Here is a 20,943-nt window from a genome sequence, read left to right on the forward strand (position 1 = left end):
TGAACTTTTGTAAGATGAATTCACCTTTAGGTGAACTTTATATCTTTGAAGAAGATAATAAGATTGTTCAGATATCTACTTCTTATACTCCTGCTAAGGAGTGTAAGGAGGAGATGTCTGAACTCCTTTCTAATACCGTCGGACAACTTAATGAATATTTTGCTGGTACAAGAAAAACTTTTTCCATACCGCTTGATATGAGAGGTACCGAATTTCAGAAAAGAGTTTGGAATGCGCTCTTGGAGATCCCTTATGGTGAAACTTGGAGCTATAAACAGTTAGCAGAATTCATTAATAATCCAAAAGCAGTAAGAGCTGTTGGAGGAGCTAATCATAATAATCCTATAATGATTATTGTGCCTTGTCATAGGGTTATAGGCAGCAATGGTAGCCTTACTGGATATGCCGGAGGACTTGATATGAAAGAGCATCTTCTCAATCTTGAAAGATCTGTAATCCGATCATGACATAATTGAAAACGGATCATGATTGGTTTGATGACGAATCATGATTGAATACAAATCCGATCATGACAGAATTTATAATAGAGGGACACACAATTAGAGAGCATATTTTATTGCTCAGCAATAATGGCAACAGGAAATTTACTGAAGATTTACATCCTGGTGTGGAGAATGTATTAGGTATAAGAATTCCTGAATTAAGAGCTCTTGCAAAAAAGATAGCTAAAGATGATTGGCCTGCTTACCTCAAGAGTGCATCAACTCATTACATGGAAGAGCGTATGCTTATTGGTATGGTAATAGCAAATGTCAAAGTTGATCATGTGGATGAATACCTTTCTCTTGTTGATGGATTTGTAAGAATAATAAATTCCTGGTCTGTATGTGATACCTTCGATTTTTATGGTAAGTCCTCTTTTGTAAATAAGAATCGAGATAGGATATGGAATTACCTTAATGATTATATGGATTCCCGTAACGAGTATGAGATAAGATTTGGAGTCGTTATGGCTCAGAAATATTTTATTGATGACAATTATATAGTTGCATATATCAATAAACTGCTTTCAATCAAACATGAAGGGTACTATGTTCGCATGGCTATAGCCTGGGCACTCTCTACATGCTATATAAAATTCCCTAAAGTCACCTATCCATACCTTATCAGGATGAAATCGGATAGAGAGACCTTAAGGAAGACAATACAGAAAATATGTGATTCATTCCGTGTAAGCCAGGAAGATAAAGATTTGGTAAAATTATTGAGGGACTAGATCAGATAGTGATTCCCATTATATAATCTGTCTTGTAAAATCCGTTGCCAATTGGGAAATCTCCCTCTGCTATCTTCTTCATTCCCATATGTTCATAGAACTCAACTGCAACATTATCACGGTTTACATTCAGATGCATCTCACACTTATCAGGGTGCATCTCTTTAATTGCTTTTATAGCTTGTTGAAAAAGCTTCTTACCAATTTTAAACTTTTGAAATTGGGGTAGGACATATATCTTTTCAAGATGAAAGATATCATCTGACTCGGGACGTATTGATACATAACCTGCTGCAGCACCATCTACATAGGCAATGTAATATGTATTATTCTCCTCCAACATCTGTTTCTTAAGATTATCATACGAATACATCCACTCCATCATGAAATCTAATTGTTCTTTAGAAAGAAGAGATCTGTAAGTATGTGGAAATACTATTGAAGCCATGTCGTGTATCAGTGGAATATCTCTCGTTGTAGCTTGTATTATTGAAATCATATTATTAGAATTTATATCACAAAGATAGATAATTGATTAAAATGAACATCATTTATCTTTTCATTAAATCATATTTAATTATTAAAAAATGCTAAATTATAGTACTATGTAAAACAAGGTACTAAATTTTGCCATACATTTGTTGCATAACAAAGTACTATAATATATGAATGTTGATAATGTAAAATCTCAGATGCGAAAAGGAATGCTTGAATATTGTATTCTTTTACTTTTGCACAAAGAGCCTTTATATACATCAGATATAATACAGAGACTTAAGGAGGCTCATCTGATAGTTGTTGAGGGTACTCTATATCCATTACTTACCAGATTGAAGAATGATGATCTTCTCTCTTATGAATGGATTGAATCTACTCAAGGTCCGCCAAGGAAATATTACTCTCTGACAGAGCAAGGTGAAATATTCTTAGCCGGTTTAGAAGAGGCATGGGATGACCTGAACAAAACAGTAGAACATTTAAAAAATAATTAAAACAATATACAATGAAAAAGACATTAACGATAAATTTGGCTGGATATGTATTTCATATTGATGAAGATGCATACTATCTTCTTGACAACTATATCCAGAACCTAAGAAACTATTTTAAGGATGAAAATGACTCTGATGAGATTGTTCATGATATGGAACAGCGCATATCTGAGCTTTTCACCGAAAAATTAAAAAGTAGCTCACGTGAAGTTATTACAATAGAAGATGTAGAGGCTGTAATTGCAATATTAGGAAAGCCTGAACAGATGAATGGAGATGCTGACACTGAAACAAAGAGTGATAGTTATTCAAGCAGCTCATCAGATGAAAAGAAACGTCTGTTCAGAAATTATGATGATAAAGTTCTTGGTGGTGTATGTTCCGGATTGGCTGCCTATTTTGGATGGGACGTCACAGCCGTCAGACTATTAATGCTTGTGTTGGGATTCTTTGTTCATGGCACTATATTGGCGTACATCATTGCATGGATTATAATTCCACCGGCAAGAACAGCTTCCGAAAAACTCTCTATGCAAGGAAAGAAGATAAATGTCGAGAATATAGGAAAGACAGTAACTGATGGTTTTGATAGAGTTAAGACAAAGATGGATTCCGTTGATACTAGAACAACTCTTCAGAGAATAGGAGATGGCTTTGTTGCATGTATGGGAATCTTGATTAAGATTATTCTTATCTTCCTGGCGGTATGTCTTGCACCAGTTATATTTGCTATGTTAATTGTATTTTTTGTTCTGATATTTGTATCAACAGGACTTATCACAGCAACACCTGCTATATTGACTGATTTGAATCTATACGTTCCAATGTTCAACTGGACAACAATAGGTGCTTCTCCATATGAAGCTATTGCCCTTGCAATTTCCGGTATATTTGTAATTGGTATACCTATCGTAGGATTGATTCATATGATAATGCGTCATTTTGGTGGATGGCAACCTATGTCTACGGTTACACGAATTGTCTTTATCCTTTTGTGGTTCATCGCAGTAGGTTTTGCGGTGTTTTTCTCACTGCATATTCCATTGATTGGTTCAAATATATTTTCAATAATATTCTAATTCAGGATATGAAATTATTATAGAAGCCCCTTATTAATATATGACCCCCAAAAGTTGGACGGTTATTATTGATAAAGATGCAGACATTTGGAATAAAGCTCGGTATTTTACCGGGCTTCTTCTTTTAAAATGGAATATCTTTATTCATTATTTTCTTATTTTGATGTATCTTTGCAAATGTTCTGAAAAGAAAAGTTTTAGACAAAATATAGACCGAAAATGACTAAAAAAATTTTATTGTTAGGATCTGGCGAACTTGGCAAAGAGTTCGTTATTGCGGCAAAACGTAAAGGACAGTATGTTATAGCATGTGATTCTTATATCGGTGCTCCTGCCATGCAGGTTGCCGATGAGTTCGAGGTTTTCAGTATGCTTGATGGCGATGCACTTGATAAGGTAGTGGAGAAGCATCATCCGGATATCATTGTTCCTGAAATAGAGGCAATACGTACAGAAAGACTTTATCATCTTGAGAAAGAGGGCATACAGGTTGTCCCTAGTGCACGTGCCGTAAACTATACAATGAATCGTAAGGCAATACGTGACCTGGCTGCAAAAGAACTTGGTTTGAAGACTGCTAAATATTTTTATGCTACAAGTTTTGATGAACTTAAAGAGGCAGCTAAAGAGATTGGTTTTCCATGTGTTGTCAAACCGCTTATGTCATCTTCGGGTAAAGGTCAGTCATTTGTTAAGAGTGCAGATGAGCTTGAGCATGCATGGGAATATGGATGTAATGGTAGTCGTGGAGATATAAAGGAACTTATTATAGAAGAGTTCATAAAGTTTGACAGCGAGATTACACTTCTTACAGTTACTCAAAAGGACGGACCAACACTTTTCTGTCCTCCTATAGGACATGTACAGAAGGGTGGAGATTATCGTGAAAGTTTCCAACCTGCTAATATCTCAGCAGAACACCTGAAGAAGGCTGAAGAGATGGCCGAGAAGGTTACAGCAGCGCTTACAGGTGCCGGAATTTGGGGTGTAGAGTTCTTCTTAAGTCATGAAAATGGGGTATATTTCTCTGAACTATCTCCACGTCCACATGATACAGGTATGGTGACTTTGGCCGGAACCCAGAATCTAAATGAATTTGAACTTCATCTTCGTGCTGTACTTGGCTTACCTATTCCTGAAATAACATTGGAACGTATTGGTGCTAGTGCCGTTATACTTTCACCTATCGCTAGTCAGGAAAAACCTAACTTCCGTGGTGAAGAGGAAGTTTGCATGGAGAAAAGTACCTATCTGCGTCTATTCGGTAAACCATTTACCAGAGTAAACCGTAGAATGGGAGTTGTTCTCTGTTATGCTCCTATAGGAAGTGATCTTGATGCTTTGCGTTATAAATGTAAGAACGCTGCAGCTAAGGTTGAGGTCTATTGATTACAATATAATACTAAATATAGGGGACTATCTGAAAATTTCAGATAGTCCCCTTTTTATAATAAAATATTCTATTAGTATTAAGCTATACAGCTTATTATATTATGCGTCCGCAAAGACGGAACTTTAAGACCGGGTAAACCTTAACATTGTTGATTATATCACTGTACTTATTGTCTGCCTCTTCAGTAAGGATCTCTAGTTTACCTGTATTAGTATATATTTCAGGTGTGCCATGCAGTTGTGCTCCAAGTTCAAACATGAAACCAACTCTCTTTTTAGGTACTGCTCTTCCGAAACCTATACCGAAGTAGGGACGTGACTCTTTCACCATTATTCCTCCAGATACATTACCCTTAGTATCAAATGGGATATTGTAATCACCGATATTGATACCTAGTTCTGCTCCTTGCTCTATAAGTCTTGCAGCATCATCACTGTGTCCATTAACCTTAACAATCTCTTTACCACCTATTGAAAGACCTCCGGCAATAAAGAAAGACGAAGTTCTGAATGGATAGAAATTTAGAACAATATCTGTTGTAGATCTCTTAATAGATCCCTCTACATCACAAAAATAAACTGTATTAGTTGAGGTTGTTCTGGCCTCAATTTGAAGTTCGTCGTTATATGAGATGTCAGGAATCATATTCATACCCACGCGTAGCTGTAGATAGTTTCCTATCGGAGTAGCAACATCAAAGCCAACTCCGGTAGTTCCTGCACTTACACCTACTGTCAAGGAGTTGAAGAAGCCGTAATCTTCTTTTTGACCATATGCATTTTGTATATTACTACAGCATAAAAGTGCAGATGCACATATAAAAATAAGTTTTTTCATGTTTTTGAACTTTGTAAATAATAATAAACAAATATATTTATTTGCAGAAAAAAATACAATATATAGTGTTAAATATGTAGTTTAAAACAATAGGTTCAAAAATCAGGATAATTTATATCGGTTTGAAACAGTTCTAGTTGACTGTTACCACACTGAAATATCTGCTAAAGATCTTACGGGCATCTTCAAGCTGCTCGGGACTATTTTCCTTCACATCTTTAAGTTTGTACTCCTTGTTCATAGACTCATATTTGTGCACGCCCAAAGTGTGATATGGTAGTATCTCTACTCTCTGAATCATCTTATAATCCTTTAAGTGCTCACACATAGCTGTAATATCCTCTTCAAAAGCGCTATATCCCTGTACAAGTACGTACCTTAGCCAGAACGGTCTGTTGTTCTCTTCCAACCATTTTGCTGTTTTTAGAGTCTGCTCATTGCTTCTCTCAGTAAGTATTTTATGTCTTTCCGGATTGAACTGTTTTATATCCAGAAGAACCAGGTCGACCATACCAAGAAGTTCTTCAACATATTTATTCCATACTGCGCCGTTTGAGTCCAGACAAACATGAATGCCTTGCTCTTTTAGTCTCTTTACCAGTGGTATCAAATCTTTAGCCTGAACAGTAGGTTCACCTCCACTGAATGTTACACCACCTTTTTTTCCGAAAAATGGTTTCTCGTTTACTGCAAGTCTCACAATCTCCTCAATATCGGTCTTCTGACTCTCACCTTTAAGGTCTATAGTATCAGGATTAGCGCAATATAGGCATCTGTAGTTGCATCCTTGCAGGAAGACTACCAATCTTAATCCCGGCCCATCAAATGTGCCCAATGATTCGTATGAATGAACTCTTAGCATATCTGTATTAATTAAAATAGTCATTCCGACAAATGTTATGTGTTATCATAATGCCGGAATGACTAGGTTTATCTATCTTCAGGAATAGGTCCTGAATATACTGTTTTTTTTATATTATTACATTCTCTCGTGGAAAGAACGGCTAATAACTTCCAACTGATGTTCACGGCTTAACTTTGTGAAGTTCACAGCATAACCCGAAACACGGATAGTAAGCTGTGGGTAATTCTCAGGATGTTCCATTGCATCTTCCAACATCTCTCTGTTTAGTACATTTACGTTCAGGTGGTGTGCACCTTTAGTAAAGTAACCATCCATCATAGTAACAAGATTTTCCACACGGGTATCTGCGTCAACACCAAGTGATTTAGGTACTATAGAGAATGTGTTACTTATACCATCCTGTGAGTCACGGTAGCGAAGTTTAGCAACAGAACTCAATGATGCAACAGCACCCTTCTTGTCACGTCCGTGCATTGGGTTAGCACCCGGAGCGAAAGCAACACCTTTAGCACGTCCGTCAGGAGTAGCTCCTGTCTTCTTTCCGTACATTACGTTTGATGTAATTGTAAGTAGAGATAGAGTAGGTTGTGCATTCTTGTAAACAGGATGTTTCTTAAGTTCTTCGCTGAAGAAGTATACTAAGTCAACTCCAAGGTGGTCTACACGGTCATCATCATTACCGAAACATGGGAATTCACCATTTATATCGAAACCTTCAGTAAGACCAAGATCATTTCTCTTAGCAGTAACCTTTGCATATTTTATTGCAGAGAGTGAGTCGATAGCAATAGATAGGCCTGCTACACCGTAAGCAAGGTTGATGCTTGGATTAGTATCGATAAGAGACATCTGAGCTTTCTCATAGTAGTACTTATCGTGCATATAGTGGATGATATTCATTGCATCGTTGTATATACGTGCAATCTCTTTGAGTACCTTCTTATAGTTTGAAAGAACCTCTTCAAAGTTAAGCAAGTTGCCTGTCAAAACAGGGATATCCTTAACCATTAGTGTACCTGTGTTTTCGCAGCGTCCACCATTGATAGCAAGAAGAAGAGCCTTAGCAAGATTACATCTTGCACCGAAGAACTGAATCTGCTTACCAATAGCTTGGTAAGATACGCAACAAGCGATACCATAGTCATCATTGTTACGGACTTCACGCATAAGTGTATCGTTCTCGTACTGTATAGATGATGTGTCTATAGATACTTTAGCACAGAACTCCTTGAATCCGTCAGGAAGTTCAGGGCTCCAAAGTACTGTCATATTTGGTTCTGGCGATGCACCTAAGTTGTAAAGTGTCTGCAAGAAACGGAATGACGTCTTTGTAACCTTAGTACGGCCGTCATTGAAACGACCACCGATAGATTCTGTTACCCATGTTGGGTCACCGGCAAAGATATCGTTGTATGATTGCATACGTAGGTGACGAACCATACGTAGTTTTATTATGAAGTCATCGATAAGTTCCTGAGCAAAAGTCTCATTTATAAGTCCATTTGCCAAATCGTATTCGATATATATATCAAGGAATGATGATACGTTACCAAGTGACATAGCAGCACCATCCTGTTCCTTAACAGCAGCAAGATAGCCCATGTATACCCACTGAATAGCTTCTTGAGCAGAAGTAGCAGGACGACCTAATTCAAGACCGTAATACTGACCAAGAACTTTCATATCGTTAAGAGCTCTAATTTGTTCGGTAACCTCTTCTCTAAGACGGATGTTTGCATCAGTCATAGGACTTATGATGCTCTTTAGGTCAGCTTTTTTAGCCTCGATAAGACGGTCGATACCATATAGGGCAATACGACGATAGTCACCGATTATACGACCACGAGCGTAGTTATCAGGAAGACCGGTCAAGAAACCAAGTGAGCGGAAAGAGCGAATCTCATCTGTATAAGCATCGAAAACGCCGTCATTGTGAGTCTTGCGATAGTGATAGAAGATATCTTTAACCTTCTCGTCTACTTCAACACCATTTTCGTGGCATGCTTTCTCAACAACCTTGATACCACCATAAGGTTTGATGGCACGACGAAGAAGCTCGTCAGTCTGAAGACCTACAATAAGCTCATTATCTTTGTCGATATATCCGGCTTTGTGAGATGTTATTGTTGAAACGGTCTTGTTATCGAGAGAACGCACTCCATTGTTCTGTCTCTCTTCTTCGAGGGCTTTAAGGCACAGATCCCAAATTCTTTTTGTCCTTTCGGTTGGGCCTGTCAGGAAAGAAGCATCTCCTTCGTATGGGGTTATGTTTTCATGAACAAAATTAGAAACATTGATTTGCTCATTCCACAAACCCTCTGTGAATTTTTTTTCCATAATCAATACCTATTATATGTGTTAACTTGATTTGAGAGCGCAAAGGTAGTAATTTTTAAAACCTTTACAATCACTATTACATAGCTATTTTAACTCTATAACAGGTATGAGCCTATCTCCTTAAAAAATCTTTTTTATTAGTCAACTTTTTCTTGATAATAAAATCAATATTTAGCAGTGGTTGGTACAAGTTGAATAGGGGAAGTGTCAGTATATAACGCCTTTCACTAAGTTTTGAACAAACATTAAGAAAAACGGTCACCTGGATAATGAAATGTAAGAGAAGTGTACCTAAGGCAATGGAAAATAATATCCAATTGAACGATAAAAATGAAAAAACAGCTGTTCCTACTGCTGAAATAAAAAATAGAAATTTTGAAGTCGTATCAAAACCTGAAATATATTTTCCTGCTCCTTTGTAATATTTTTTTGTGATATAAGTTGATAATTTCTCCTGTTCCCAGTCAATTTTATTTGATGGATGATTGATGCGTATCACACTCTCTGCACAGAGTTCAACTTTGCAGTTTCCTGCATTTGCATGTTGGTTTACAAATAGGTCATCTTCTCCTCTTTTAAATTTAAGAAACTTATTAAAACCATTATTCTTATAGAAGACCTCTTTTCTATATGCCAGATTATATCCGCTGGCTGTATATGGCATCTTATCAATAGCTAATCCTAAAAATCTCATCGATTCCTGCAGTCTGTCGAATATAATTTTTCTGTTTTGCCACCCTTTTCTTTTCTCGTAATTGCTATATCCAATTACAAAGTCTGTCTCTGGAGAGAAGTTGGATGCAATCTTCCTCAGCCACTGATTAGAAGTAGGATAGGCATTCGACTCTGTCAAAACAATTATATCATTTTTTGAAGCCTTAATACCAATTGTCTGTCCTAATTTCTTATGGCTTATATATTTGGCACTCTCGGGTATGAATGTATGGTAGAGATTATTGTAGTCATGCTGAAGTTTGGTAAGTTCAACTTCCAGCATTTTCTCTCCCTGCTCGTATACTACTATCACCTCAAAATCAGGATAGTCCTGTTCCAATATGGCTTTAAGATTGCTCCTTATATCTTCTATGGAATTTCTGGCTACAATTATAACAGATAGTGGGGGAGTAATAGTCTCATCACTCACCTTATTTCTATTAAGGAAATGGATATTGTATACAAATAACAGATATACCAACTGAATAATGAAAAGTGTTACAGTGATAATTAGTAGTATATTAGTTAAATCATCAAAAGAGATAAACATATTGAGAGTTTATAAATTTCAGGCAAAAATATTAAAATATTAGCATCTAATAAAATTATAGGAGTTGTTATTGCGACAACTCCTATAAATATTAAATTAAATCTTCTTCTATATACGATAGGTAGTTCCCGGCAGTTATATCTGGATGCCATAATCTCGCCATAAGCACCTGCCGACCGTAATGCAATTAAGTCACCTCGGTGAGTCTTGTTCAGATCTATAGCTTTCCCGAATACGTCGGATGATTCACAGATTGGTCCTACAACATCGTATGTCTCCATAGGTTCATCAGAACTTATGTTCTCAATCTTGTGATATGCTTGATAGAGTGCCGGACGTATCAGATCTGTCATACCGGCATCTAGAATAGCAAACTTCTTATTTGTACCTTCCTTAACATAGATTACTCTGCTTATCAAACTTCCACATTGTCCCACAACCGCACGTCCCAGTTCGAAATGCAATTTCTGTCCCGGATATAGCTTGATATGTTTGTGATATGTATTGAAGAATTCAGCAAAAGATGGAATTGGCTTACGGTTAGGGTGGGAGTAGTCTATACCCAATCCGCCACCTACATTGATACTCTTTACAATTATTCTCATTGATGTGAGTTTCTCTTGCAGCTGGTTTACTCTGTTGCAAAGAGCTACGAAGTCATCCATCTCGAGAATCTGTGAGCCGATATGGAAGTGCAATCCTACGAACTCTACATTGTTCATCTCTTTTGCCATATCGATAACCTTGTCCATATCCTCCATGCTGATGCCGAACTTGTTTTCAGCAAGTCCTGTAGTAATGTTTGCATGAGTATGTGCACCAACATTAGGATTTATTCTGAAAGCTACATTTGCTACTTTTCCTTTAGCTTTAGCCAGTTCGTTTATAACTTCAAGTTCAGGTACAGACTCAACGTTAAAGCATGATATGTTGTAGTCGAGTGCGAGATTAATCTCTTTATCACTTTTACCGACTCCAGCAAATACCACTTTATCAGCAGGGAATCCAGCTTTTATTGCTGCCTTAACTTCACCTCCGCTGACACAGTCTGCTCCTAAACCACTGTTGCTGATTATTTCCAATATTTTGTTGTTAGCATTGGCTTTTATAGCATAATGAACATGGTAGTTTTCATACTTGCTCGCTTCTCTCTTTATTGTATCAAGAGTCTCTCTGAGGACCTTTGTATCATAGTAATAAAAAGGTGTCTCAATATTATTGAATTTATCTATAGGGAAAATTCCTTTCATAATCTTGTATGTATCTTTCAAACAGAAAAAGGCGAAAATATGTTTCGCCTTTTTCATAGTATGTTTAGTTATTTATTTACAGTTAAATAGGTGATCACTTAGGTTCTGAAGAGCTTTTTTCTTATCGCTCTCCTTTATAAGGAAAGAGATATTGTAGTTACTTCCTCCGTAAGAGATCATTCTAACAGGTACATCTTTCATAGCCTCAAGAGTCTTAGCCTCGAAACCTACATTTTCCCATTCCAAATCACCTACAACGCAGATGATACACATATTTTTGTCGACAGTAACTGTACCATATTTCTTGAGGTCATCAAGAATTTCATTCAGATGTTTGGTGTTATCGATAGATACAGATACACCAACCTCAGAAGTACAGATCATATCGATAGATGTCTGGTAGCTTTCGAATATTTCGAATACCTTTCTCAAGAAACCATGAGCAAGAAGCATTCTGCTTGACTTTATCTTGATAGCTGTAATATTATCCTTAGCAGCAACAGCCTTAATCTTACCTTTCTCTGTCTCGTTAGAGATCAATGTTCCAGGAGCTTTTGGCTCCATAGTATTGAGCAGTCTTACAGGTATGTTTGCATATTTTGCAGGCTGAATACAAGTAGGGTGAAGAATCTTAGCACCGAAGTATGCCAACTCTGCTGCCTCTTCAAAGTGAAGATGACGGACAGGAGATGTCTTTTCTACTATTCTAGGGTCATTATCATGCATTCCGTCTATGTCTGTCCATATCTGAATTTCAGATGCGTTGACAGCAGCACCGATAAGTGATGCAGTGTAGTCACTGCCACCTCTTTGAAGGTTGTCTATTTCACCGTATGCATTTCTACAGATAAATCCTTGTGTGATATAGATATCTGCACCCTTGTGAAGTTCCAATTGTGCATCAAGTTTCTCTTTGATGTAGATTGGATCCGGTTCAGCGTTTTTGTCTGTACGCATGAACTCAAGAGCTGGAAGAAGGATAGTATTTACTCCCTGTTCAAGAAGGTAGTTTGTAACCATATTTGTAGATATGATCTCACCTTGAGCAAGGATAACCTTCTCTTCGAAAAGAGTAAAGATATCTTTAGTGTACGAACGAATATAATCAAATTGAGCTTTAAGAAACTCACGAGTTTTCTGTTTATACTCTTCAGTTGAATATAGCTCATCAACATGCTGTTTATATTTACTTTCCAGTCTGTTGATAATCTCATTCGCACCGTCCGGATTCTTTTTGTAAAGATAGTCCGAAATTTCTACAAGAGTATTTGTTGTACCCGACATAGCTGATAGAACTACTATCTTCTGCTCGCCGTCAGTAATCAATTTGGCTACCTCTATCATTCTTAAGGCAGAACCTACTGAAGTACCTCCAAACTTTAAAACTTTCATCTTTCGTTACGTATATTAATGTTTCTATTATAATTTCGTCACAAAGTTATAAAATATAGGCAAAAGACAATCATATTGCTCGTATATTTTATGATATTGGAATAAAATTGTTAATTATTTGAGGAAAAATCATTAGTTACATCTACAACTCTATGATCTTCGAATTTATATACAATTCCAGGATATTCCTTTAATAGTGACAGATTGTGTGTTGTCATAATAATTGCAGAGCCTCTCAGACATACTGATTTTAGCAGTTCCACAATCTTACGTCCTGTCTCTATATCAAGATTTCCTGTAGGTTCATCTGCAAGTATCATCTCAGGCCTGTTAAGTATAGCTCTTGCAATGACAATTCTCTGCTGTTCTCCTCCTGATAGTTCGTTAGGCATTTTATAACCTTTGCCTTCCATACCTACCTCTTTCAGCACCTCCTGTATTCTATCCTCAATCTCAATTTTATTATTCCACCCTGTGGCTTTAAGCACAAATTTCAGGTTATCATGTACCGTTCTGTCGGTAAGAAGTTGGAAGTCTTGAAATACAATACCGATTCTTCTTCTTAACTCCTGAATGGAACGATGCTTGATTGTCATCATATTATAGCCAAGAACAGTAGCCTCTCCGCTCAATATAGGCAGTTCACCATATATCGTCTTAAGCATTGAACTCTTTCCTGTTCCAACCTTGCCTATAAGGTAAACAAACTCTCCTTTGTTTATCTCGAAGTTTACATCTTCCAGTACAGTTAACTCCTGCTGATTGATTGCAACATCTTTATATTTTATAAGACAATCATTTTCCATCATTAATGTTTTTTCCAGTTTTTGCTATGACGTTCTTTAAGTTCCCTAGCTAAATCTTCTATTCTATATCCTTTTGAAGTGAGCAATACTATCATATGATATATCAGGTCTGCTCCTTCGTAAATCAGTCTTTCGTCTGTTCCGTTTGTAGCTTCGATTACAGTCTCTACAGCCTCTTCGCCAACCTTCTGTGCCATTTTGTTCACTCCTGACTCGAAAAGACTTGTTGTGTATGAGCCTTCAGGCATCTCTTTATGACGTTGGTCTATAAAGTCTTGAAGCTCTTTTAAGAACATAATGTCCTGGCTGTTTTTGTCACCCCAGCAGGTGTCAGTACCCGTATGGCAAACAGGTCCTACAGGATCTACCATAATAAGAAGAGTGTCATTGTCGCAGTCAGCTTTCATTGACACAACATTCAAAAAGTTTCCACTCTCTTCTCCCTTAGTCCAAAGTCTGTTCTTAGTACGGCTGAAGAATGTTACTTTTCCTGTTTCCAAAGTCTTTTTGTAAGCCTCTTCGTTCATAAAGCCAAGCATCAATACCTTCTGAGTATAATTGTCTTGGATTATTGCAGGAACAAGTCCCTCCATTTTGCCAAAATCAAGTTCCATATTCTATATATTTTTTATTTTATATTCTAACATTTATATTTCTGCTGCAAAGATACTCTTTTAATTCAGGAATTTTTATTTCTCCGAAGTGAAAAACACTAGCAGCTAGAGCAGCGTCAGCTTTTCCTTCATTGAAAGTGTCATAGAAATCTTCCATGCATCCTGCTCCTCCTGATGCTATCAGGGGAATTGAGAGTATATCTGATAATCTTGCAAGAGCCTCATTTGCATATCCCTCTTTTACACCGTCGTGGTTCATGCTTGTGAAAAGAATCTCGCCTGCACCTCTTTCATTAGCTTCGTGTGCCCAATCAAAGAGAGTTTTATCTGTCTCTACTCTTCCGCCATTGAGATAACATTTCCATATTCCATTACTTTCTTTGGCATCTATTGCTACCACGCATACTTGCTGACCGAAGTTTTTTGCTATATCTTCAATAAGTTGAGGATTTTTTATGGCTGAAGAGTTTATCGAAACTTTATCGGCACCTGCACTTAAAAGTCTCTCAACATCTTTAAGTTCATTGATGCCACCGCCCACTGTAAAAGGTATGCTGATATTAGCAGCCACCTTCTTTACCATGTCGGTAAAAGTCTTTCTTCCCTCGAAACTTGCTGTGATGTCGAGGAATGTCAGTTCGTCAGCACCCTGATCGCTATATAGTTTACCTAGCTCTACAGGGTCACCTGCATTTCTAAGATTTTCAAAATTTGTTCCCTTTACTGTCTTCCCATCTTTTATGTCTAGACATGGTATAATTCTTTTTGCTAACATAGACTATGCAATCAATAAAAACGTGATAATTCTTTTAATGAGATTTTTCCCTCGTATATAGCTTTGCCAAATACTACAGCAGGTATGTTTGCCTCCTCTAATCTCTCTATATCTTCTATACAGCTAACTCCACCGCTTGCAATAAGGTGCATATCAGGGAATTTCTCTATAATTTTTTTGTATAAATCAACAGCAGGACCATTAAGCATGCCATCTTTGCTAATGTCTGTGCAGAGTACTTTTCGGATACCTTTCTGTGAGTAATCATCGAGGAAAGGTATCAGTTCAATCTCACTGTTCTCTTTCCATCCATTAATAGAGATCTTTTCATCCTTGACATCGGCTCCGAGAATCAGCTTCTCACTTCCGAACATCTCTATCCACCTCTTCATAAGTGCCGGCTCTTTAACGGCAACACTGCCGATGGTAACCATCTGAGCACCGTTATCGAAAGCGATTACTATATCCTGGTCACTCTTTATGCCACCGCCGAAATCTATTATCATTGATGTACGCGATGCTATCTTGTCAAGCACATTATAGTTTACGACATGATGTGATGCAGCACCGTCAAGGTCGACCACATGTAGTCTGTGAAGACCATGTGCTTCAAACTCTTTTGCAACTTCCAGAGGATCCTCGTTGTATACCTTCTTTGTCGCGTAATCTCCCTGAGATAGACGGACACACTTACCATCTATAATGTCTATTGCTGGGATAATTTCTATCATTGTGCTTTAAATCTCTATTTAATTAAATCGAAAAATATTGGCCTTCGTGATGGCCTCATATAACTAAGGTATGTATGCCTTAAAGATTCAGAAAATTCTGTAAGATCTTTTCGCCTGTCTTTCCACTCTTTTCAGGATGGAACTGCGTAGCGTAGAAGTTGTCACGGTGAAGTGAGGCGCTGAAAGGAATTATATATTCTGTCTTAGCAGCAGTAAATTCATTTACTGGAACATAATAGCTATGAACGAAGTATACGAATTCCTCTTTTGTAAATCCTTTGAATAGTTCATCCTTTAGGTCGAATATAGTATTCCATCCCATATGTGGAACCTTCTCTATGTGTATATTAGGGATAAATCTTTTAACACTCACATCGAAAATGCCAAGTCCGGTAGTATCGCCCTCTTCCATATAGTTACACATAAGCTGCATGCCTAAGCATACACCGAGAAGAGGTTGCTTAAGATCCTTTATCACTCTGTCAAGACCACACTGCTTGAGGTGATCCATGGTGGTCTTTGCTTCACCAACACCGGGAAATATGACCTTATCGGCACTCATCAGTTTCTCTTTGTCGGCTGTTATTTCAGCATCAACCCCCAATCTCTTCAGTGCATAGTCCACTGAATAGATATTTCCTGCGTTATATTTTACTATTGCAACTTTCATCAGCTGAAAATTACTGTTTTATTTTTGTAAGCCAATACTTTTCTCTCTATATGTTTGTTTACCGCTCTCGAAAGGACAATCTTTTCAAGGTCTTTACCTTTGCTTACCAGATCTTCGATAGCATCCTTGTGAGTAATTCTCACAACATCCTGCTCGATGATTGGTCCAGCATCAAGTTCTGTGGTTACATAGTGACTTGTTGCACCGATAATCTTCACACCACGTTCGAATGCAGCATGATATGGTTTTGCACCAACGAATGCCGGTAAGAAAGAGTGGTGGATGTTGATTATCTTATTAGGATAGCTCTCAATCATCTTTTCCGATATAACCTGCATATATCTTGCTAGAACGATAAAGTCAATGTTGTGCTTTTTCAATAAGTCCATCTCAGCCTGTTCCTGTTCCATCTTATTCTCCTTAGTGATAGGGAAGAGGTAGAATGGTATACCGAATCTTTCTGCCACATGCTGTAAATCCGGATGGTTGCTTATAATCAAAGGAATTTCTACATCCCATTCACCTGCTGTATATCTTGCAAGCATATCAAATAGGCAGTGAGAGAGTTTAGAAACGAAAATAGCCATCTTTGGTTTTATGTCGCTGAAGTATAATCTGAACATCATCTCATACTTCTGAGCATATAACGTTTCAAAATAATCCTCAATCTTGTCTTTTGGAATAAAGAAATCATTTAGTTCCCACTCTATCCTCATAAAGAAAATATTCTCTATATGATCTACATATTGATCAAGATACACAATATTACCTTTGTTTATGGTGATGAAATTAGTTACGTCTGCCAAAATACCCGGTTTGTCCGGACAGTGCAACAACAATTTTGCCGTAGTATTCATATTTTATACCTTTCTTGATTTATTTATTTCAGCAGGCAAAAATAACGATTTATTGCTAATTTTAGGTAATAACCTACCGAAAGATTGATGAAAATGAATAAAATCTTTCATTATATAATCTTTATTGGCATTTTTGATATCGATTATGCTCTTTATATCAAAAAAATAAACAAACAAAGCTGTAGAAAAATTAAATCAGCTATTGCAAGTTTCAAAAAAACGACTACCTTTGCAACCGCAATAGCGAAAGAGGCATTTGAAATTCTGGTGCGTTAGTTCAGTTGGTTAGAATACATGCCTGTCACGCATGGGGTCACGGGTTCGAGTCCCGTACGCACCGCTTCTCTTTTATATTTGCATCAATTTTGGTGTGTTAGTTCAGTTGGTTAGAATACATGCCTGTCACGCATGGGGTCACGGGTTCGAGTCCCGTACACACCGCAAGAAGTTCTGAAGAAATTCAGGACTTTTTTGTTTACAAGAGGGTATCTCGGATCATACCGAAATTCTGAGGGATTGAAGATTTAATTTTTTATGCTTCTATCTTGAAAATTAAATTAATTAAATGATTTATAGTTTATAGAGAATAAGATATTCATTCCTTTTGTATCTTTGCGCCGCAAATAGAGAAACTCAACTTTTTAGTTTAATTTTCAGAGTAAAAGATAAAGAGATGTCACTTACAAAAAGAGATTATAGAATTGACGGAATAAAATTCTTACTTATCTGCTTAGTAATTATCGGCCATTATATTGAACCTTCCAGGTATAAAAGTGATGTTAGCGGTACGCTATATAGCCTGATTTACATGTTGCATATGCCACTGTTCGTAATGATAAGCGGTTATTTTTGTGGAGAACAGTCTCTCAAAAAGTTGAATAAGTTCACTATGCGTATGTTTGAGGTTATTGCAATTGTGATAGGAGTGAGCTATTTCTTTATTAACTCTAATATAGAGTCTGTATTTATCTTTACCACTCCACTTTGGTTTATTCTGTCGCTTGTATACTGGAAATGGTACTCATATCTGTTGGATATTTCCGGAGTCAGTCGTGGCTTTCAGGTTGTTATTTCATATGTAATAGCTATATCAGGCTTCATCTTCCTGAACGATAACCAGGAGTTCCTCTCTGCATCAAGGGCTTTTCAGTTCCTTCCTTACTTCTCTATAGGCAGGTGGATAAGCAATAAGAGTTTCTCTTTCAACAAGAGTGCAGCTTGGACATTGATTATTATTCTCTCCTTGGCTGCAATATTCCTATCTAGCAGAACACTACATCTGTTTGAATTCCAAAGAGAGGGTCTATTCATTCTTGCATCTAAAGTAAAGATGCCAATTTATATATGCTTTACTCTTAAAATGTCTCTTTGGGCATTAACAGCTTTTGTTTCAATAATGTTGATTAATATAGTGAGGATGCCACGTATATTCGAGAAGTATGGAAAATATACCTTGTCTATCTTTTGCTTTCACTGTTACTCATATCCGTTGGTTATAAGATACTTCCATACACTCCATTATGAGCTCTTGCTCTCCATGATAAGTATTGTGCTGTTTGTCATTATTGCACGTAAAGAGATAATATCTAAGTTCATTACTAATCCGGTGTCGCTGCTTATTAACGTTTCGAAAAATTACAGTCGCTCCTGATTTTCATATAATAAAAGAGGCTATACATTAAGTTATTACTTGTTGTATAGCCTCTTTTCTATATTGTTACTTTATTTCGTTAGTCCACTGTATGATTGCATTGTTATCAGTGTTTTTCTTGATAAGCAGTCCAGGTTGCCAGTTGATATCTTTATAGCTTTTCTTAAGTTCTTTCTCACTATTATCAATAGTGCTGCTTCCTGATGTTGCAAAGAGTGCTACTTCTTTCCTTTGAAATTATTCTTCTCAATGAAACTGTTTATAATTCTAGGAGCCAAATTCCACCATATAGGATAACCCACATATATGATATCATATTTCTTTATATTACCTATCTTACCTGAAACTGCCGGACGTGAAGATGGATCCTGCATCTCAAAAGTTGAGCGGCTTTTTTTGTTTCTATAGTCCAGATCAGCTGCAACGTATGCCTTTGCAGGCTTAATCTCATATAATTCGGCGCCTATAGCATCAGCTATTTTCTGAGCGGCCTGTTTTGTGTTACCTGTGCATGAAAAATATGCAACTAGTTTCTTGCTAGAATTAACCGTTTTCTTAGTCTGGGCAGATGTACCCAATGCGAAGAAGAGTGTAAATAGAATTAATAAAATGTTTTTCATAATTGTTATATTAAAATTAATTGTCTTCCCTGTTCTCACTCACAATTACAAGAATGTCACCGATATGCAATTTAATATTGCCGTTAGGTACCATATATTTCTCGCCTCTTTTTACTATCATTACCAGCATGCCTTCGGGTAGAGATATATCTTTGAGAGTATTGCCTTTTTGGGCTATATGTTCGTCGAATACTATCTCATGTAGACGACTGTTTGTCTCTTCGGGTAACTCAATTCCAAGGTGGTTGCCACTCTCCACAAGAGGTTCTGATAACTTTAACTTTCTAGCAAAATATGGAATCGACATACCTTGAATAAGTAGTGATAGTATTGTAATGAAGAATACTATATTGAATATCTGATTAGCACACTCCACCTCGGCAACAACGGGATATGTGGCAAAGATGATTGGTACGGCTCCACGCAGGCCAACTATGGATGTGAAGATAATAGATCTCTTATTTATTTTCCTTGCGAACGGAATCATACAGAGTAATACACTAAGCGGACGACCGATGATAACAAGGAACAGACCTATAAGTATTGCCATTAGTGCAACATCAGCCATCTCATGAGGGTTGACCAGAAGTCCCAGAGTGACGAACATAATTATCTGGAAGAGCCATGTCATACCATCAAGGAAGGTATTAGTCTCTCTCTTCTTTGTCAACTTACTGTTGCCTGCAACCATTCCGGCAACATACACAGCAAGGAATCCGTTACCGTGAGAAAGATATATAATGGTGTATATCAGAAATATTCCACTCAGCGCCAAGAGAGGATACAACTCATGGTTGTTCAACTTTATCTTGTTGGTGAAATATACAAGTCCGTAACCAAGTAGAAAACCGCACAATCCACCTACAATAAACTGTATAAGGAAATCTATAATAACTTTTATTGTATTAAACTCTCCAGTCTGCAGGCTACCTATAAGAATGATAGTGAGCAAATATGCCATAGGGTCATTACTGCCACTTTCGAACTCAAGAAGCGGACGAAGATTGTATTTCAGATGCATCTTCTGTGAACGCAATATATTGAATACCGAGGCAGAATCGGTAGACGACATGGTTGCTGCGAGCAGCATTGCTCCAAGAAGAGTAAAGTTTAAAGATGAATTTGGCAAACCGGCTAACCAATAGATAAATAACCCTGTGAAGATGGTTGTTAGTAATACACCCACTGTGGAAAGGGTTATGCCTTGCCAAAGAATAGGTTTAATCTCTTTAATGCTGGTGTTCATACCACCCGAGAATAGGATAATACATAGAGCTATGGTGCCAATATGCTGTGCACTAGACACGTGGTTGTAATGTATACCTAGTCCGTCTATCCCCGACAACATTCCTACAAAAAGGAAGAGTAGGAGCACAGGAACGCCGAAACGTACACTTACTTTACTTATTATAATGCTGCAGAAAATCAGCAATGAACATACTAGGAGGAATAATTCCGGACTTAGATCCATATTGACTGATAGTTACATAAATAAAATCAAATAAAAATAAGATACTAATATCTGATTTCAATAAAAATAAACATTTATTAAGAATAAAGATAAATAATTGAT

Annotated in this window: 19 protein-coding genes, 2 tRNA genes and 2 pseudogenes; 8 read left to right on the forward strand and 15 right to left on the reverse strand. The window is 37.1% G+C overall.

Annotated elements, in window-relative coordinates:
- Positions 1 to 14 precede the first annotated feature (14 nt).
- Together JCM15092_RS03675 and JCM15092_RS03680 are read left to right on the forward strand one after the other, a co-directional pair.
- Positions 15 to 467, forward strand: coding sequence for a methylated-DNA--[protein]-cysteine S-methyltransferase (locus tag JCM15092_RS03675; protein WP_304622515.1), 453 nt, complete (start codon positions 15 to 17; stop codon positions 465 to 467).
- A 62-nt stretch (positions 468 to 529) separates the two neighbouring features.
- Positions 530 to 1,237, forward strand: a complete 708-nt coding sequence (locus tag JCM15092_RS03680) for a DNA alkylation repair protein (RefSeq protein WP_024993484.1) — start codon at positions 530 to 532, stop codon at positions 1,235 to 1,237.
- Between the two features lies 1 nt (position 1,238).
- On the opposite strand, the gene JCM15092_RS03685 is transcribed toward JCM15092_RS03680, so the two are convergent.
- On the reverse strand, positions 1,239 to 1,736 hold the full coding sequence (locus JCM15092_RS03685; RefSeq protein ID WP_024993485.1) for a GNAT family N-acetyltransferase: 498 nt from the start codon (positions 1,734 to 1,736) through the stop codon (positions 1,239 to 1,241).
- Positions 1,737 to 1,902: 166 nt separating this feature from the next.
- Between JCM15092_RS03685 and JCM15092_RS03690 the strand changes: the two genes are divergently transcribed.
- The 3 genes from JCM15092_RS03690 to purT all read left to right on the forward strand — a co-directional run bounded on the left by JCM15092_RS03690 (position 1,903) and on the right by purT (position 4,697).
- A complete protein-coding gene (locus JCM15092_RS03690) occupies positions 1,903 to 2,229 on the forward strand; it encodes a PadR family transcriptional regulator (protein ID WP_024993486.1) in 327 nt (108 codons plus the stop codon).
- Between the two features lie 11 nt (positions 2,230 to 2,240).
- Positions 2,241 to 3,308, forward strand: coding sequence for a PspC domain-containing protein (locus JCM15092_RS03695; protein WP_024993487.1), 1,068 nt, complete (start codon positions 2,241 to 2,243; stop codon positions 3,306 to 3,308).
- 219 nt (positions 3,309 to 3,527) lie between these two features.
- Positions 3,528 to 4,697 (forward strand): formate-dependent phosphoribosylglycinamide formyltransferase, encoded by a 1,170-nt coding sequence (gene purT, locus JCM15092_RS03705; RefSeq protein ID WP_024993489.1) that lies wholly within the window; start codon positions 3,528 to 3,530, stop codon positions 4,695 to 4,697.
- A gap of 97 nt (positions 4,698 to 4,794) precedes the next feature.
- Here the strand turns inward: purT and JCM15092_RS03710 are convergent, their stop codons facing one another.
- The 12 genes and pseudogenes from JCM15092_RS03710 to purU form a co-directional block, all read right to left on the reverse strand.
- Positions 4,795 to 5,538, reverse strand: a complete 744-nt coding sequence (locus JCM15092_RS03710) for a hypothetical protein (protein WP_024993490.1) — start codon at positions 5,536 to 5,538, stop codon at positions 4,795 to 4,797.
- A gap of 133 nt (positions 5,539 to 5,671) precedes the next feature.
- A complete protein-coding gene (gene pflA / locus JCM15092_RS03715; RefSeq protein WP_024993491.1) occupies positions 5,672 to 6,400 on the reverse strand; it encodes a pyruvate formate-lyase-activating protein in 729 nt (242 codons plus the stop codon).
- Positions 6,401 to 6,517: 117 nt separating this feature from the next.
- Positions 6,518 to 8,740, reverse strand: coding sequence for a formate C-acetyltransferase (gene pflB, locus JCM15092_RS03720; RefSeq protein WP_439645896.1), 2,223 nt, complete (start codon positions 8,738 to 8,740; stop codon positions 6,518 to 6,520).
- 112 nt (positions 8,741 to 8,852) lie between these two features.
- The gene (locus tag JCM15092_RS03725) at positions 8,853 to 10,004 is read right to left on the reverse strand and encodes a glycosyltransferase (RefSeq protein ID WP_024993493.1); all 1,152 of its coding nucleotides are present in this window, start codon (positions 10,002 to 10,004) and stop codon (positions 8,853 to 8,855) included.
- Positions 10,005 to 10,114: 110 nt separating this feature from the next.
- Positions 10,115 to 11,254: pseudogene (gene lysA, locus JCM15092_RS03730) on the reverse strand (diaminopimelate decarboxylase); the annotation flags it as partial.
- Between the two features lie 72 nt (positions 11,255 to 11,326).
- The gene (locus tag JCM15092_RS03735) at positions 11,327 to 12,646 is read right to left on the reverse strand and encodes an aspartate kinase (protein ID WP_024993495.1); all 1,320 of its coding nucleotides are present in this window, start codon (positions 12,644 to 12,646) and stop codon (positions 11,327 to 11,329) included.
- Positions 12,647 to 12,756: 110 nt separating this feature from the next.
- The gene (locus tag JCM15092_RS03740; protein ID WP_024993496.1) at positions 12,757 to 13,452 is read right to left on the reverse strand and encodes a cell division ATP-binding protein FtsE; all 696 of its coding nucleotides are present in this window, start codon (positions 13,450 to 13,452) and stop codon (positions 12,757 to 12,759) included.
- A gap of 2 nt (positions 13,453 to 13,454) precedes the next feature.
- Positions 13,455 to 14,066 carry a bifunctional phosphoribosyl-AMP cyclohydrolase/phosphoribosyl-ATP diphosphatase HisIE gene (gene hisIE, locus JCM15092_RS03745; RefSeq protein ID WP_024993497.1) on the reverse strand — a complete coding sequence of 204 codons (612 nt, stop codon included), beginning with the start codon at positions 14,064 to 14,066 and terminating at the stop codon, positions 13,455 to 13,457.
- Between the two features lie 19 nt (positions 14,067 to 14,085).
- On the reverse strand, positions 14,086 to 14,841 hold the full coding sequence (gene hisF / locus JCM15092_RS03750) for an imidazole glycerol phosphate synthase subunit HisF (protein ID WP_024993498.1): 756 nt from the start codon (positions 14,839 to 14,841) through the stop codon (positions 14,086 to 14,088).
- An 11-nt stretch (positions 14,842 to 14,852) separates the two neighbouring features.
- Positions 14,853 to 15,572 (reverse strand): 1-(5-phosphoribosyl)-5-[(5-phosphoribosylamino)methylideneamino]imidazole-4-carboxamide isomerase, encoded by a 720-nt coding sequence (gene hisA, locus JCM15092_RS03755; protein ID WP_024993499.1) that lies wholly within the window; start codon positions 15,570 to 15,572, stop codon positions 14,853 to 14,855.
- Between the two features lie 79 nt (positions 15,573 to 15,651).
- On the reverse strand, positions 15,652 to 16,242 hold the full coding sequence (gene hisH / locus JCM15092_RS03760) for an imidazole glycerol phosphate synthase subunit HisH (protein WP_024993500.1): 591 nt from the start codon (positions 16,240 to 16,242) through the stop codon (positions 15,652 to 15,654).
- Entirely contained in the window at positions 16,242 to 17,099 is an 858-nt protein-coding gene (gene purU, locus JCM15092_RS03765) for a formyltetrahydrofolate deformylase (protein ID WP_024993501.1), read from the reverse strand. Before purU ends, hisH begins: the two co-directional genes overlap by 1 nt.
- A gap of 266 nt (positions 17,100 to 17,365) precedes the next feature.
- Between purU and JCM15092_RS03775 the strand changes: the two genes are divergently transcribed.
- From JCM15092_RS03775 to JCM15092_RS03785, 3 genes are all read left to right on the forward strand, one after another.
- Positions 17,366 to 17,439 (forward strand) — tRNA-Asp (locus JCM15092_RS03775).
- Positions 17,440 to 17,466: 27 nt separating this feature from the next.
- Positions 17,467 to 17,540: transfer RNA gene (locus JCM15092_RS03780), tRNA-Asp, on the forward strand.
- A 232-nt stretch (positions 17,541 to 17,772) separates the two neighbouring features.
- A complete protein-coding gene (locus JCM15092_RS03785; RefSeq protein WP_084488439.1) occupies positions 17,773 to 18,750 on the forward strand; it encodes an acyltransferase family protein in 978 nt (325 codons plus the stop codon).
- 66 nt (positions 18,751 to 18,816) lie between these two features.
- On the opposite strand, the pseudogene JCM15092_RS14795 reads toward JCM15092_RS03785, so the two are convergent.
- Together JCM15092_RS14795 and JCM15092_RS03795 are read right to left on the reverse strand one after the other, a co-directional pair.
- Positions 18,817 to 19,370, reverse strand: a pseudogene (locus JCM15092_RS14795) (flavodoxin).
- A gap of 16 nt (positions 19,371 to 19,386) precedes the next feature.
- Entirely contained in the window at positions 19,387 to 20,841 is a 1,455-nt protein-coding gene (locus JCM15092_RS03795) for a potassium/proton antiporter (protein WP_024993504.1), read from the reverse strand.
- Positions 20,842 to 20,943: the final 102 nt, after the last annotated feature.

The organism is Phocaeicola paurosaccharolyticus JCM 15092 (assembly GCF_000613805.1).
Classification (GTDB): domain Bacteria; phylum Bacteroidota; class Bacteroidia; order Bacteroidales; family Bacteroidaceae; genus Phocaeicola; species Phocaeicola paurosaccharolyticus.